Here is a 14,013-nt window from a genome sequence, read left to right as displayed (position 1 = left end):
CCGTCCTTTCGAATTGCAGAGGTATGCTCTAAATCGGGAATAGACCCGATGGGAGTTCGCACCATACTGTGGGACTTGCTTTGAAATGCAATGGTCGCACATTCGAAGTCACGAGAGCGGCACCTCCCCCGGATGGTGTTCTATCGTCGGCGCGCCGCGCTGCGGCACGACATCCCTTGCGCGTTATCTGGGGAGCAACCCCAATATCTGTCCGGCGAATGTGAAAGAGCCGCACTATTTTTCACGACGAGAATTCGCTCGCCTTTCTGAAGGCGAATTCATCGATCGTCTCATTGCTGAGTACCTCGATCATTTCTTCCCTGGCCGCGAGCCCGGTCAGGTGCTGCTCGATGGTTCGGTTTCCTACCTTTACGCACCAGAACGGCTAAAACCGGCCCTCGATGCCTGGCCCGATGCCAAGTTCATCATCGCAATCCGCAATCCGCTCGAAATGCTGCCATCGCTTCACCAGCGTCATATCTGCAATGGCGACGAGGACGAGTCCGATTTCGAAAGAGCATGGTCGCTAGTTGGCGATCGCCGGCGAGGCCAGCGCATCCCTCGTACGTGCGCCGATCCGCGCTTACTGGACTATGAGGAGATAGGACGGCTCGGTAAGTACGTTGGTCAATTCTTCGATATCGTTGGGCGAGAGCGATGCTTTGTATCGGTCTTTGACGACCTGGTGGCTGACCCTGCGATCCAGTATAGAAGGATCTTGGATTTTCTGGCGCTGCCACCCGATGAGCGCTGTGACTTTGCGCCTTTCCGCTCTAGCACCGGTGTTCGCTCGGTGCTCCTGCAACGCCTGCTCAAGCGACCGCCGGTGGCGAGATCCCTTTTCGCAAGCGAAGCGGCCCTTCGCCGCGAAGGTATTGCCATCAATAAGCGAGTGGGGAACCTGCCCGGCGTTCCTGCACTCAAAGCTTTTCGCAAACGCCTTCTGAAATGGAACCGGACAAGCGCTCCGTCGCGGCAGCTTTCAGAGGAACTTCGTACAGAGATGATCGCGACATTCGCCGTTGACGTGGCCAAGCTGTCTGCGCTTTTGGGCCGAGACTTCAGCCATTGGTTGACCACTGATTGCCCGATACGGCCGTCTCAGTCCATCGACTGCGATCCATTCGCAGTTCCGACAGGCATGGGATCCGCCTGAAGTTCAGGCCCCACGGATATCAGGATTTCCCCTTCTTCTGCGCTTGCGCGCCGAGGGACAAATCATCCCTCCTATGCGGGATTCGCCCGATAAACGTCATTGGCGTGCGGTGTTACCGCCAGTCCTGAAGCCGCCCTGTGTCAGGGTGAGTTGGGAGGCCGCACATGACAAACAGTCATCGCAAATTGCTCGCAGCTGGACTGTCATTTTTCCTGTTAAGTGGGTGCGACAAGCAAGCTGAGAAAGAGCGCGGCACCCAAGTACCGGAAACGACTGCTAAAGCGCCAGATGTAAAGGGCGAAGTCGATCCGAGAGCTGTCGAGGCGCTTAAGAATATGAGCGCTTACCTTATGTCTCTCAAGACAGCGGGGGTCACTTCCAATGGCAGCCTCGACGTCGTGACCGAAGAGGGGCAGCGGATCCAGTTGGATGGTGTTGCGAAATACAAGATTCGCAAGCCCAACGGTTTCATGATCGATTTCGACAGCAATCAGAAGAAGCGGCAATTCTACTATGACGGGAAGAATTTTACCGTTTTCGCACCTGTGCAAGGTTTTTACGCCCAGATCCCAGCCCCAGCCACTAACAAAGAAACGCTGGCGATGATTTACGACAAGTTCGGCCTTGAGTTACCTTTGGAAGACCTGTTCCGCTGGAACGAAGCAGGCAGTGAGAGAGTGGACCAGCTGAAGTCAGCGTTCCCCATTGGAACCGCGACGATCGATGGCGTTTTGACCAATCACTATGCATTCCGCGAGGGCGATGCAGATTGGGAAATCTGGATCGAGCCGGGCGACAAGCCGCTTCCTCGCAAGCTCGTAATCGTCGATCGTACGGACGAGGCGAGGCCGACCTTCACCGCGCGTCTCGACTGGACCGTGAACCCGACCTTTTCGGACAGCGACTTTGCCTTCAAGCCCGATGCCAATGCGAAGCGCATCCAGATGGCAAGATATGACCTGAAAGGAAAAGTACGATGAAGTCGCAGTACACGCTCTTAGGGACAACAGTCGCCCTTGTTGGCCTCATCGCATTCTCCATCCAGGAAGTCCAAGCCCGGGGCGGCCGCGGAGGTGGTGGCGGCGGCTTCGGTGGTGGTGCTCGCGGAGGCGGCATGTCCAGCATTAGCCGAGGCGGAGGCGGCGGATTTAGCCGCGGTGGTGGGGGCTACAGTCGTGGGAGCATGGGCGGCTCGCGCGGCATGAGCCGCGGCGGCAGCTACAGCCGCCCTGGCGGCGGAAGCTATAGCCGTCCAACGACGCGCCCGGGAGGCGGAAGCTTCAACCGGCCTTCGACGAGGCCTGGTGGAGTCGGCGGTGTCGGCAACGCCGGCCGGCCGGGCGGGCCCGGCGGTGTCGGGGGTGTCGGTGGAGCCGGACGTCCAGGCGGCGTCGGCGGCGTCGGCGGTGTCGGCGGCGTTGGTGGTGTCGGCGGCGTTGGTGGTGTCGGCGGCGTTGGTGGTGTCGGCGGTGTCGGCGGCGTTGGAGGAGCACGGCCGGGCCAGCGTCCCGCAGGTGGCCGCAATAATGTTGGCAGCGGAAACCGCATCAACAATGGCAACATCAATACCGGCGACATCAACATCGATAACGACTGGGGTGATGGATGGGGCGGCTGGACCGATTACCCGCTGGCGGCGGGGATCGCGATCGGGGCAGTCGCCGGCGCCGTCGCAGGCGCATATGGCTCCGCATATTACGCGCTGCCAGGCGGCTGCTCGCCGTACGCCTATTACAGCTACACCTACTATTCTTGCGGCGGCGCTTGGTATCAACCGCAGTATGAGGGCGACACGATCGTTTACGTCACCGTGCCGGATCCGAACACGGGCACGCCGCCTCCACAATAGCGGCGCGAGAGAGGTCGGCGCGCTAGTTACCAAACTAGCGCGCCGATTTCTTGTCGTAAGGCTCGGACGTTTTTCTCAACGCAAAAGCACCGGGCGATCGGCCCGGCGCTTTCTATTCAATCCTGTGCAATCAGAGATGTATTCGGCTGTACACGTCGCTACTCAAACCAGCTCCAAATATTGTTGCTGGTGAAGGACCATTTGAAGCTCGCCTGAAGCCTCAGATCGTCGCCCTTGTCTCCATCGTTGTCGGTCCGTTGGCCCCATTGGAGCTCAAGACCTGCCATTACGGGATCGGCCGGATACCAAAGCAGGTTCGCAAGCGCATATTCACCTTTGTGGAAGGCGCTCGCGTCCTGGAAATTGGTATTCCAAACCTTCGTGAAGCTGTAGCCGATTGTCGAACTCCATTTCTTGGCCCACTGGAAGTCGACGAATGCCGAAACGCCCAGCAGTTTCACGGCCTCCGCTTCTGGATCGATGATGAAGCCGCCCGGACCTACGGTCACCTCGACCGAAGGTGCCAGATCCATGCCACCGTCGTTCATGTAGGTAGCGATGCCCCGGCCATAGACGACGCCGAGCTTCGGTGTGGCCAAGCCGAGCTTGAAAGATCCGGTGAGGTCAACACCCCATCCAGTCTGACTTCCTTCGGGCTCATTCCCGTCGGAAAGTCGTGTGTCGTAGCCAATCTTCCGAAGCAATCCGGCTAAGCGAACGTGTCCCCAATTCCCGTAGTAGCCCAGAGCAGCCGTGAGATCAGGAAGTTCTTCGTCCGACTGGATGTTATCGGCGATGCTCTCATCGATCAGTCGAAGGTTTCCGGGATCGATGTCGTCGGCCGGGTGCTCGATCGCAATTGCTGCTTGCCAGCCGTTGCGGTCGAGGAAGGTCCAGCGAAGCTGGGGATTGCGGAGCCATGCCATTCCCGGCGGACCCCAATATTCGATGCTGTTCGGTGCAATGTCGACATCCATGAACAAGGTGTTCGTTTGACCGGCCAGGATCGGCCCCCATTTCGCATACATGTGCCGGATGCGCATGTGGGTCTGGCCGGCTTCGTCACCGGTGCCGAACAGGTCGAATTCAAATTTCGCTTCGTAGGGCTTGTCGTGCAGAGTTCCGCTCGCCTTGACGCCTAGCCGCGTCTGGCGAACGCTGAAGATCGACTGACCATCGCTACCGAAGGCGCCTTCCTCGGTCGGAATCTTGGAAGCGCGAAGAGATGCTTCCCAGTCCGGATCGACGCGATTGAAGTCCTGAATCGCGTCAAGCTGCACGAAGCCGTAAAGCTCGAGGTTGTGGTCTTTCGCCAGCTTCTCGGCGCGGGATTCCGTCGCGGGCGCCGCAGCAGGGGTCGGGGGAGGAGCAGCCGCCTCCTTGGCTTCGAGCGCTTCGACCCGCGCACGAAGTGCTTCAATTTCTTTAAGCAACGCATCGCGTTCCGCTGCCGAGGAACCCTGCTGTGCAGTCGGCTGCCCAGAAACATTGTCCGCGGCTGCGAACGCGGGGGTGGCAAGCAAGACCCCCAGCCCGGCTGCCAGCTTTACATAGGTCATTGAAAGAATCCCCTCCGCGCGGAAACTCGGAAGGCGAGACTAGATTCTAAACGGACGCGATTAAGCCGGGCAAAACCCTAGTTCTCGCTCGGTGGAACTACGGACGCCCCTGCATGACTCGTTTCGGCGCCGGCTCAGGGTGACACCCGAGTGCGCACGATTATGCTGCAAGTAAGATCCGGGCAATGCGCAGTGATGGTGACCCCTACGGGACTCGAACCCGTGTTTTCGCCGTGAGAGGGCGACGTCCTAGACCGCTAGACGAAGGGGCCAGTCGGCTGGCGCGGCGCATATGGGCGAGGGCGCCGCGCTAGTCAACGCCGACCGGAATGGCGTTGACGGCCAACGCCCTGCCGTGTTGAAAAGGCACGAGCCGCGACGCGACGCGGCTGAATTGGGGGGTTGAATTGTCCAAGGCTTGGGCGCGGCGATGCTGATCGCCCAGATTACCGACCTGCACATCGGTTTCGATCCAGGAAATGTGCACGAACTCAATGTCCGGCGTCTCAACATGGTGATCGACCAGTTGAGCGCGATGGACCCACGACCGGATCTGCTGGTGGTTACCGGCGATCTTGTCGAGAATGCCGACGATCATCGCGCCTATCGCCACATGGAGGCCTTGGTGAAGCGGTGGGAGGGCCCGTTGCTTTGGGCCGTCGGGAATCACGACAGCCGCGAGAATTTCCTCTCGGTCCTGCCGGAAGTCCAAACCGACGAGAACGGCTTCATCCAATATGAAGCGGAGTACGACGGATTGCGTTTCGTCGTGGCCGACACGCTCGATCCCGGCCGCCACGGCGGGATGATCTGTGAAAAACGTGGGAAATGGCTTCGTGCCCGGCTTCGCGAGAAGAAGGACATGCCGACCATCGTCATCCTTCATCACCCTCCGGTCGACACTGGGATCGCCTGGATGAGCGCGCTGCCGCACGAACAATGGGTCCAGCGACTGGAAACGATACTGAAGCCGGCTAAGCAGGTCGTCGCGCTGATTTGCGGCCATGTCCACCGGCCGATTTCCACCAGCTTCGCGGGCAAGCGGCTCGTCGTCGCCGCTTCGACGGCACCTCAGGTTGCACTCGACCTCGAGGATGTCGACCCGACTCATCCCGACGGGCGTGCGCTGATCATCGCCGACGCACCCGCTTACGCACTCCATTATTGGGATGGCCGCTCACTTCTTACCCACTTCGAGATCGCCGGGCCACGCAACATCATTGCCAGCTACAGCAGCAACCTGCAGCCGATGATGAAGGCGTTCCTTGCCGAGCGAGGAACGGGCTAAGGCGCTGAAGCGGAGCCCAGCCTAACTACTTGTTGATGACCACCCGGGCCGGTCCACTTCGCGACAGAACGGCGGCGGTGACATCGTTGTCGACGCGGGCGAGTTGAAGATCGACATGGGACTCGCCGAACGCCAGATTGCGTATCGTGAGCTTATCGAGGAACCGCGGCAAGGTTGGCACGGCAAGGACAAGCTCGTCGGCATCGTGTCGAATGTCGCAGCCGATGGAGGCGGCTAAGAGCGCGAACGGTGTTGCTGCGGCCCAGGCCTGGGGCGAACAGGCGACCGGATAAGAGGTGGGCCCGCACCGCCTCCGCCGCGCAAAGCCGCAGAACAATTCCGGAAGGCGACGAAGCTCGTCGTAGGTCGCGGCCTCGAAAATTCCTTCGAAGATCGTGCCCACACCAGACTTGCAGCCATAACGGGCAAGGCCAAGACCGATAAGTCCGTTGTCGTGGGGCCAGATGGACCCATTATGGTAGGACATCGGGTTATATCGCGCCTCGCCGCTGGCGATTGTCCGCACGCCCCAGCCCGAAAAGAAGCGCGACCCGAGCAGCTGCTCGGAGATCTGATTCGCCCGCTCCGGCCCTGCAATTCCTGCGAACAACGCGTGGCCCGCATTTGACGACATAACCTTGCACGGCCGTTTCTGGCCATCGAGCGCAAGAGCATACGTGCCGAGATCCTCAACCCAGAAGGCCTCCTCGAACCGCTGCCGCAGAACTTCGGCCTGCCGTTCGAGCTCGGCACCAAATTCCTGGTCGCCGAGTTGTCTGGCCAATTTGCCCGCACCGACCTTCGCCGCGAAGGCATAGGCCTGAACCTCGCACAGAGCGATCGGGCCCTGCGCAAGCCGTCCATCGGCATGGAAAATGCTGTCGCTGCTGTCCTTCCAGCCTTGATTGGACAGACCCTGGTCCGTCATCCGGGCATACTCGATGAAACCGTCGCCATCGACGTCGCCGAACTCGTCCATCCAACGGAGGGCAGCGCGAATATTCGACCAGATTGCGCGGATCGTTTCAAGGTCGCCGGTCCGCTTCGCATATTCCGCCGCCAGCAAGACGAAGAGCGGCGTGGAATCGACCGAACCATAATAACGCTGGAAAGGGACCTCACCGAGCCCGGCCATTTCGCCGCCGCGCATTTCGTGCAGGATCTTGCCCGGCGCGGAATCCGCTGCTGCGTCGAACTCAGTGGCCTGGAGGGCCGACAGGGTCGTCAGCACGCCCCGGGCCAGATATGGCGCGGCCCACAGCATCTGAAGCGCCGTGATGATGCCGTCGCGCCCGAAGATAGTGCTGTACCAGGGCACCCCGGCATAGGGATAATTGCCGTACGGCGTGGCGGTGACGAGCATGTCGATGTCGGACCACGCGCGTGCGATGACAGCGTCGAACTGCGCATTGGAGCTGCTGATCTGGACCCGGTCGCGCTGCGCTCGGGTGCGGCCCGATCGCATTGCGCGAAATGCGGGCACGACTGCGCGCGCCTCGGTCTTGCTCTCGTCTATCGTGCAGCAGGCGCTAATCAGGATGGTTTGCTGGCTCGCCTCATCGAGGTCGACGGCCCATTCTGCGCGGTTCTCCGACAAGGAAGCTGGTGGCGGGTTGAAATGAAGCTTCGTGCGGCGGACGATCCCGTCGAGGCCGGTGTAGCCAAACTCGACCGAAGAAGCCGAGGTCACACGAACTGTCCGCGTGCCGCGTTTCGCACGTTTCTCCCCGCGGACCTCGAACAGGTCGGCGAAGTCGGCGTCGAAGTCGAGCGCTAGCGAAACCGGCCGGCCGATCACACTGTAAGAATGAATCCTCAGCCGCTCATAAGAGGAATTGTCGCTAAGGAATTTGAAGCGGGAGAGATGCACCGTTTCGCGCTGCAACCACGCTCGCCCCGACGTGCTGTGGAGATCGGCGTTGGTGAGATCGACAGCCATCGCCCCATTGTCGTCGAGCACAACTGAACCCAACTGCAGCGGCTCGGCATCTCCCAGGCGGAGCCGCATCTCAGACAGAAAACGCGTATCTTTATAATAAAGGCCATCGGGCCCATCCGGACCGCCGTTGAAGTTTCCCTGCTGGTCGAAAATGGCAAAGAGGTCGTTGTGCTTGAGCGAGCGCAGCGTCCGCTCGACGAGCGATTCCGTCGCCTCGATATGATAATGTTCCTGCGGCGGCGCTGATGGTGGCGGTTCGCCTTGCAGTCCTTGTTTCAAGACGTGATCGTTCATCCTAGCCCGCCAGCAGAAAAGGCTCTGATTGTCTTGCTCCTCCGGCGGCGGATCGGAAGAGGCTTACGTAATCTTCCGCCATTCGTTTCGCCGTGAACCTTCTCTGGAAGCAGCGACGAACCTGCGCTCTTGGGAGCTCTTCGACCTTCCTTAGCGCATTGAGAGCCGCGTCTATAGAATCCACGAGATAGCCGCTTTGACCATCATCAATCACCTCGGTGGTCGACCCGGATCGCCAGGCGATCGTCGGGGTCCCGGCGGCCATCGCCTCGATCATCACGAGACCAAACGGTTCCGGCCAATCGATGGGGAACAGCAGCGCCTTGGCATTGCCAAGGAATTCCGGCTTCGCCGAGTCATCGATCTCGCCGACGAATTCGACCAGCGGGTGATCGAGCATGGGTTCGATGACCTTTTCGAAATAGTCGCGATCCGCATGGTCGACCTTTGCCGCCATCTTCAAAGGAATCCCGGCCTTTGTCGCAATTTCGATCGCGCGGTCTGGCCGCTTTTCAGGGGAAATGCGGCCAAGAAACGCTAGATAATCTCCGCCTGGGCCTTGCGGAATGAGATGTTCGGGCAAACCGTGGTAAACGGTCGCCGCGAAGTTCGCTTCTGCCACCGGCGCACGCTGGTCATTCGAAATGCTGACCAGCTTCATTTCCGGAAATGCCGCGAAGCCGGGCTTGAAATCGGGGAGATCGAGCCGCCCGTGGAGGGTCGTGAAGCAACGATCGGCGAGGTGACGAAACAGCGGGAAATGGACGAAGTCGACATGGAAATGCAGGATGTCATAGCGGTCTGCCTCGGCCAGCACGCGGTCAACCATCGCCACAGTATAGGCGATGTGATTGTCGATCCCCGAAAGCCTGAGCCCTTGTTCCGCGCAGGGCACCAATCTTGCAGACGTGGCGCTGTCCGCGCTGGCGTAAAGGGTCACGTCATGACCGAGCTCCACCAGGGCCTCGGTCAGCCACCAGATAACCCGCTCCGTTCCGCCATAAAGCTTGGGAGGGACGGCTTCGGCCAACGGAGCAATCTGGGCGATACGCAAACTTTTCTCCATGATTTTCCCCAGACCGGACGATCGGTCGTCCATTCAACCGTTCGCGAGCGCGAGCGTTCCGACTTGTACAGCAGTGCGGGAACCTTTCCTAACACTCGCGCGATGCCACCCCGATGACCCTTCGAACTCCTCCCGGCGACCTCCTTGCCGATGCTTCTCTGTTTCTCGACCTCGATGGCACGCTGGTCGATTTTGCGATGACCCCTGACGGAATCGAGGTTTGCGACGATCTCCGCAATCTTCTGCGCCGTCTTCAGGAGCGGCTCGACGGCCGCGTCGCAGTCATCAGCGGGCGAGCGCTGTCCGACCTCCATTCTCACCTCAATCTGGAAAACCTGGCGCTATCCGGATCTCACGGGCTCGAGAGGCGGCATGCCGATGGGCGCATTGAAGCCGTGAAACCGCCGGCTTGCGTATCCGAAGCTACTGCCGACACCCACGCCTTTGCTGCTGACCATGATCTGATCGCGGAGCCGAAGCCGGGCGGAGTGGCCCTGCACTTTCGCACAAGACCCGAACTCGAAGAAGCGGTGGATCGGTTCATGGCTAGCAGGGCCGGCCACCATGGACTGTCGCTTCAGAGGGGCGCGATGGTGCGTGAACTTCGCGCTCCCGGCGGCAACAAGGGCGACGTTGTCCGCCAGTTCATGGGCGAAGAGCCCTTTGTAACAGGGAGACCCGTGGTCCTTGGCGATGATCTGACGGACGAAGATGCATTCGTCGCCGCTCGCGAACTTGGCGGAACCGGTATCCTGGTGGGGCCCGATCGCACCACTGCGGCCACCTATGCCCTGCCGGACGTGGCCGCGGTCAAATCCTGGCTGGGCGCGCGGTCATGACCGATCTTTCGCTATGGCCCATCGGCAACTGCCAGGTCAGCGCGCTGGTCGACGACGCGGCGGGTATCGTCTGGGCCTGCCAGCCGCAGGTCGATGGCGATCCGCTTTTCTGCTCGCTCCTACAGCCCGAACGTCGAGAGCCCGTTCCCGCCGCAGCGGGGGAATGGCGAATCGAGCTAGTCGACCAGGTGACAAGCGAGCCCGTCTATTTGAAGAACACCCCCATCTTGATGACGCGACTGACCGACACACGCGGCGGGGTCGCGGAGGTGATCGATTTTTGTCCGCGTTTCGAGCGTAGCGGCCGAATGTACCGCCCCGTCGTTTTCGCGCGCGTCGTTCGGCCCGTTGCCGGCAACCCGAGAATACGCGTGAAGCTCAATCCAGCAACGGACTGGGGCAGTGCCGATGCGGGACGGACGAACGGCACCAATCACATTCGTTACCTGCTGCATCCCCAGCCGTTAAGGCTAAGCACCGATGCACCCGTGGGCCGAATCCTAGACGGCCGTAGCTTCCGGCTTGAGCGTTCGCTCCACTTCTTCCTCGGCCCGGACGAGCCGTTCGTCGGGAATGTCGAGCAGGAGGTTGCGCGGATGCTTCACCAGACCCGCGCGCATTGGCGTCAGTGGGTGCGTGGCCTCGCAATCCCCCTTGAATGGCAGCGCGTCGTCATTCGTTGCGCAATCACGCTCAAGCTCTGCCAGCATGAGGAAACTGGAGCGATCGTGGCGGCTTTGACGACGTCGATTCCCGAACATGATGGGTCGGAGCGCAACTGGGACTATCGCTACTGCTGGATTCGCGACGCCTATTATACGGTCCAGGCGCTCAATCGCCTTGGCGCCCTCGATGTCCTGGAAGGGTATCTGACCTATCTCAGGAACTTGATCGACGGTGCCGTGGACGGCCGGATTCAGCCCCTTTACGCGGTGGACGGCGAAGCTCGGCTGGAAGAGCGCATAGCCGGCGGACTGCTCGGATACCGCGGCCTCGGGCCGGTACGCGTCGGTAACGCCGCCTACCTCCAGACTCAGCATGATGTGTACGGCCAGATCATTCTGTCGAGTGCGCAGGCATTCTTCGACCATCGCCTCTACCGTATGGCTAATGCGCAGGACTTTGCCGAGTTGGAGACGGTGGGACGGCGCGCGCTCGAAAGCTTCGACCAACCCGACGCTGGGCTTTGGGAACTGAGGACACGCAACCACGTCCACACTTACAGTGCAGTGATGTGCTGGGCGGCTTGCGACCGGCTTGCTCGGATTGCCGCCGAGCTAGGCTTCGATGACCGCGTTAGATTCTGGGCGGAGGGCGCGGCACGGATACGCGCGGCCATTGAAAGCGCCGCCTGGGTGGAGCCGGAAAAGCGCTTTTCCGCGACCTTTGGCGGCGACGATCTCGATGCCAGCCTTCTGCAACTTCTCGACCTTCAGTTCCTGAAGCCCGACGATCCTCGCTTCGTCGAAACCCTCGACGCGGTCGAGCATGGCTTGCGGCGTGGCGAGCACATGCTGCGCTATGCGACGGAAGACGACTTCGGCCATCCCGTCACCGCGTTCAACTTCTGCACTTTCTGGCTGATCGAGGCTCTGCACCTCACCGGCCGGACGAGTGAAGCGCGCGAACTGTACGAATTGATGCTTGACCGGCTGACCCCAGCCGGACTGCTGTCGGAGGATACCGACTTTCAAACTGGCGAGCTGTGGGGAAACTATCCGCAGACTTATTCGCTGGTAGGACTGATCAATTGCGCCGGTCTTCTATCGAGACCGTGGAGTGCCGTCCGGTGAACCGCCTAATCATCATATCCAATCGTGTGAGCGCGCCGAAGGGGCGAGGCGAGCAGGCATCGCAGGGCGGCCTGGCGGTCGCGCTCGCGGCTGCGCTTCGCGAGAGCTCAGGAATTTGGTTCGGCTGGTCGGGCAATGCGACCGAGCGCTTCACAGGGGATATCTCCGTACGAAAAGCCGAAGGCGTCACCACGGCGACCGTCGACCTCGAAGAACAGGACATCGACGAATATTACAACGGCTACGCGAACCGGACCTTATGGCCGCTGTTCCATTATCGCATCGATCTTGCGGAGTTCGATCGTTTGTTCGGCGCAGGGTATGAGCGGGTCAACCAGCGATTTGCGGCCACCGTCGCCCCGCTGATCGAAGAGGGCGACCTGGTCTGGGTCCAGGACTATCATCTCATTCCCCTAGGCCAGGAGCTGAGACGCAAGGGCATCAAGAATCGGCTCGGCTATTTCCTGCATATCCCCTGGCCGCCGCACCGACTGATCACCGCGCTGCCATTTCACCGCCGCCTGGTCGAGTCGATGCTCGAATACGATCTGATCGGTTTCCAGACACACGAATGGCTCGAGAGTTTTCATCACTACATCGAGCGTGAGCTAGGCGGATCGGTCGCGGCAGACGGCACAATTCGAGTCGGCCACCGCACGACGCGCACGGGTGCCTTCCCCATCGGCATCGACGCTGGCGAATATGACACGCTGAGCGAGACTCCCGATGCTCAGGTCGCATTCAAAACCCTTCGGGAAAGCGCTCAGGGCCGGAAATGCATGATTGGAGTCGACCGGCTCGACTACTCCAAGGGACTGGTCGAACGATTCAACGGCTACCGCCGGTTCCTCGAGGAGAATCCAGACTGGCTTCACAAGGTGTACCTGCTGCAAATCGCTCCGCCGTCGCGCGGGGAAGTGCACACCTATGCCCATATCCGCGAAGAGCTCGACGAACTGTCGGGGCGGATCAACGGTGAGTTCGCTCATGTCGACTGGGTGCCGATCCGTTACGTCAACCAGGGCTATCCGCGAGGCGGCCTGGCCGGTCTGTTTCGCGCCGCGGACGTGGGCCTGGTTACTCCGCTTCGCGATGGGATGAACCTCGTGGCCAAGGAATTCGTGGCCGCCCAGGACCCTGCAGATCCCGGCGTGCTCATCCTATCCAAATTCGCTGGCGCCGCGGAGCAGATGACAGAAGCCCTTCAAGTCAATCCTTACAGCAAGGACGAACTGAGCGACCGCATCCTTCAAGCCTTGACTATGCCGTTGGCAGAACGACGCGCACGCTGGGAAAAGCTCATCGACGGGGTTCGACGCGATGATGTTCATGCATGGCGGCGTCAGTTCATCGCCAAGCTGCTCGACGATGACGGTGGGTCTGATCTCGCGGCTCCTACGTCGGGGAACACCCTTCGGCACTCGCGGAGCACGACTGAGCAACGGCGCAGTCGAGCGGCGCGAGGCCGAAGCGGTGCCAGCCTGAGACCAAGCGGCGGAACGGCTCCTCCACAGGGCCGTTCTCTTGCTGGGAAGTTATTGAAAATAGGAGGAAGAGATGGCCAGGACCACTGCGCAAAGCCGATCGAAATCGAACACCGGAAGCCGCGGCCGCGAATCATCAGACCGCAGTGCGTTCAGTTGGGGACGCACGGGATCATGGTTGGGTGCGGCTGCGGCCGGAGCCGCGATCGCAGTTGGCGCCAATCTGGCGCGGAAGCTCGCAATGCAAGGCATGAGTGCTTCTGCCGGCGACTGGGACCAAGTCCTCGCTACCGAGCATCAGCAGACCCTGATCATCTTCGACAAAATTCTTGAAACCAGAGATTCTCAGACCACGAAGCGGGCAATGTTTATCAAGAAACTCACCCATGCCCTCGACAAGCATGCACACGAAGAAGAGCATGTCGTCTATCCGGCGCTGCGCGCTGCCAACAACGCCCACGATGCGGACGTGTTGGAAGGCGAACACGGCTATGTGAAAACCTTCCTGTTCGAGCTCAACGAGATGAAAAAGAGTTCGCCGGAATTCCTTCCGAAAGTCCGTGAATTCCGTGACATGGTCGATCGCCACGCGAAGATGGAGGAACAGGAGGTCTTTCCCCGGCTCAAGGAAGGACTGACTCAGGAACAAAACGACCACATCACCAGCCTGGTCAACAAGGAAGGCTTTAAGATGGCCTGACGGGCGCCGCGAAGGTCAAACGGGGCTGGCGGCATAGCTACCGCCG

The 14,013-nt window shown here is 60.5% G+C and carries 10 protein-coding genes, 1 tRNA gene and 1 pseudogene; 8 read left to right on the top strand and 4 right to left on the bottom strand.

Annotated elements, in window-relative coordinates:
- The first annotated feature begins 85 nt into the window (after positions 1–85).
- The 3 genes from G7076_RS01680 (at position 86) to G7076_RS01670 (ending at position 3,005) form a co-directional block, all read left to right on the top strand.
- On the top strand, positions 86–1,156 hold the full coding sequence (locus tag G7076_RS01680) for a sulfotransferase (protein ID WP_166199862.1): 1,071 nt from the start codon (positions 86–88) through the stop codon (positions 1,154–1,156).
- 164 nt (positions 1,157–1,320) lie between these two features.
- Complete coding sequence (locus G7076_RS01675) at positions 1,321–2,136, top strand: DUF2092 domain-containing protein (protein ID WP_206367558.1); 816 nt, start codon at positions 1,321–1,323, stop codon at positions 2,134–2,136.
- Positions 2,133–3,005: a hypothetical protein gene (locus tag G7076_RS01670; RefSeq protein ID WP_166199858.1), complete on the top strand. Its 873-nt coding sequence runs from the start codon at positions 2,133–2,135 to the stop codon at positions 3,003–3,005. The genes G7076_RS01675 and G7076_RS01670 overlap by 4 nt, the downstream gene beginning before the upstream one ends.
- A 158-nt stretch (positions 3,006–3,163) precedes the next feature.
- Here G7076_RS01670 and G7076_RS01665 read toward each other — a convergent pair whose 3' ends face one another.
- Together G7076_RS01665 and G7076_RS01660 are read right to left on the bottom strand one after the other, a co-directional pair.
- A complete protein-coding gene (locus G7076_RS01665) occupies positions 3,164–4,564 on the bottom strand; it encodes a DcaP family trimeric outer membrane transporter (RefSeq protein ID WP_206367557.1) in 1,401 nt (466 codons plus the stop codon).
- 196 nt (positions 4,565–4,760) lie between these two features.
- Positions 4,761–4,836 (bottom strand) — tRNA-Glu (locus G7076_RS01660).
- Between the two features lie 158 nt (positions 4,837–4,994).
- On the opposite strand from G7076_RS01660, the gene G7076_RS01655 reads away from it, so the two are divergent.
- Complete coding sequence (locus tag G7076_RS01655; RefSeq protein ID WP_166199856.1) at positions 4,995–5,852, top strand: phosphodiesterase; 858 nt, start codon at positions 4,995–4,997, stop codon at positions 5,850–5,852.
- A gap of 25 nt (positions 5,853–5,877) precedes the next feature.
- On the opposite strand, the gene G7076_RS01650 is transcribed toward G7076_RS01655, so the two are convergent.
- Together G7076_RS01650 and G7076_RS01645 are read right to left on the bottom strand one after the other, a co-directional pair.
- Positions 5,878–8,085: an amylo-alpha-1,6-glucosidase gene (locus G7076_RS01650; protein WP_166199854.1), complete on the bottom strand. Its 2,208-nt coding sequence runs from the start codon at positions 8,083–8,085 to the stop codon at positions 5,878–5,880.
- A gap of 1 nt (position 8,086) precedes the next feature.
- Positions 8,087–9,151: a glycosyltransferase family 4 protein gene (locus G7076_RS01645; protein WP_240913830.1), complete on the bottom strand. Its 1,065-nt coding sequence runs from the start codon at positions 9,149–9,151 to the stop codon at positions 8,087–8,089.
- Between the two features lie 113 nt (positions 9,152–9,264).
- Between G7076_RS01645 and otsB the strand changes: the two genes are divergently transcribed.
- The 4 genes and pseudogenes from otsB (at position 9,265) to G7076_RS01625 (ending at position 13,967) form a co-directional block, all read left to right on the top strand.
- Positions 9,265–9,990, top strand: coding sequence for a trehalose-phosphatase (gene otsB / locus G7076_RS01640; RefSeq protein WP_166199852.1), 726 nt, complete (start codon positions 9,265–9,267; stop codon positions 9,988–9,990).
- The gene (locus G7076_RS01635; protein WP_166199850.1) at positions 9,987–11,783 is read left to right on the top strand and encodes a glycoside hydrolase family 15 protein; all 1,797 of its coding nucleotides are present in this window, start codon (positions 9,987–9,989) and stop codon (positions 11,781–11,783) included. The genes otsB and G7076_RS01635 overlap by 4 nt, the downstream gene beginning before the upstream one ends.
- Positions 11,780–13,144, top strand: a pseudogene (gene otsA, locus G7076_RS01630) (alpha,alpha-trehalose-phosphate synthase (UDP-forming)); the annotation flags it as partial. The gene G7076_RS01635 and the pseudogene otsA, both read left to right, overlap by 4 nt.
- A gap of 373 nt (positions 13,145–13,517) precedes the next feature.
- Complete coding sequence (locus G7076_RS01625) at positions 13,518–13,967, top strand: hemerythrin domain-containing protein (protein WP_166199846.1); 450 nt, start codon at positions 13,518–13,520, stop codon at positions 13,965–13,967.
- Positions 13,968–14,013: the final 46 nt, after the last annotated feature.

The organism is Sphingomonas sp. HDW15A (assembly GCF_011301715.1).
GTDB lineage: Bacteria > Pseudomonadota > Alphaproteobacteria > Sphingomonadales > Sphingomonadaceae > Sphingomicrobium.
This window is presented reverse-complemented; position numbering and strand designations above follow the sequence as displayed.

What these genes read in the sequence shown, in the direction of transcription:
- G7076_RS01670 (WP_166199858.1), top strand. Translation starts at nt 2,133, where the DNA reads ATGAAGTCGCAGTACACGCTCTTAGGGACAACAGTCGCCCTTGTTGGC.
- G7076_RS01650 (WP_166199854.1), bottom strand. Translation starts at nt 8,085, where the DNA reads ATGAACGATCACGTCTTGAAACAAGGACTGCAAGGCGAACCGCCACCA.
- G7076_RS01680 (WP_166199862.1), top strand. Translation starts at nt 86, where the DNA reads ATGCAATGGTCGCACATTCGAAGTCACGAGAGCGGCACCTCCCCCGGA.
- G7076_RS01645 (WP_240913830.1), bottom strand. Translation starts at nt 9,151, where the DNA reads ATGGAGAAAAGTTTGCGTATCGCCCAGATTGCTCCGTTGGCCGAAGCC.
- G7076_RS01665 (WP_206367557.1), bottom strand. Translation starts at nt 4,564, where the DNA reads ATGACCTATGTAAAGCTGGCAGCCGGGCTGGGGGTCTTGCTTGCCACC.
- G7076_RS01635 (WP_166199850.1), top strand. Translation starts at nt 9,987, where the DNA reads ATGACCGATCTTTCGCTATGGCCCATCGGCAACTGCCAGGTCAGCGCG.
- G7076_RS01655 (WP_166199856.1), top strand. Translation starts at nt 4,995, where the DNA reads ATGCTGATCGCCCAGATTACCGACCTGCACATCGGTTTCGATCCAGGA.
- otsB (WP_166199852.1), top strand. Translation starts at nt 9,265, where the DNA reads ATGACCCTTCGAACTCCTCCCGGCGACCTCCTTGCCGATGCTTCTCTG.
- G7076_RS01675 (WP_206367558.1), top strand. Translation starts at nt 1,321, where the DNA reads ATGACAAACAGTCATCGCAAATTGCTCGCAGCTGGACTGTCATTTTTC.
- G7076_RS01625 (WP_166199846.1), top strand. Translation starts at nt 13,518, where the DNA reads ATGAGTGCTTCTGCCGGCGACTGGGACCAAGTCCTCGCTACCGAGCAT.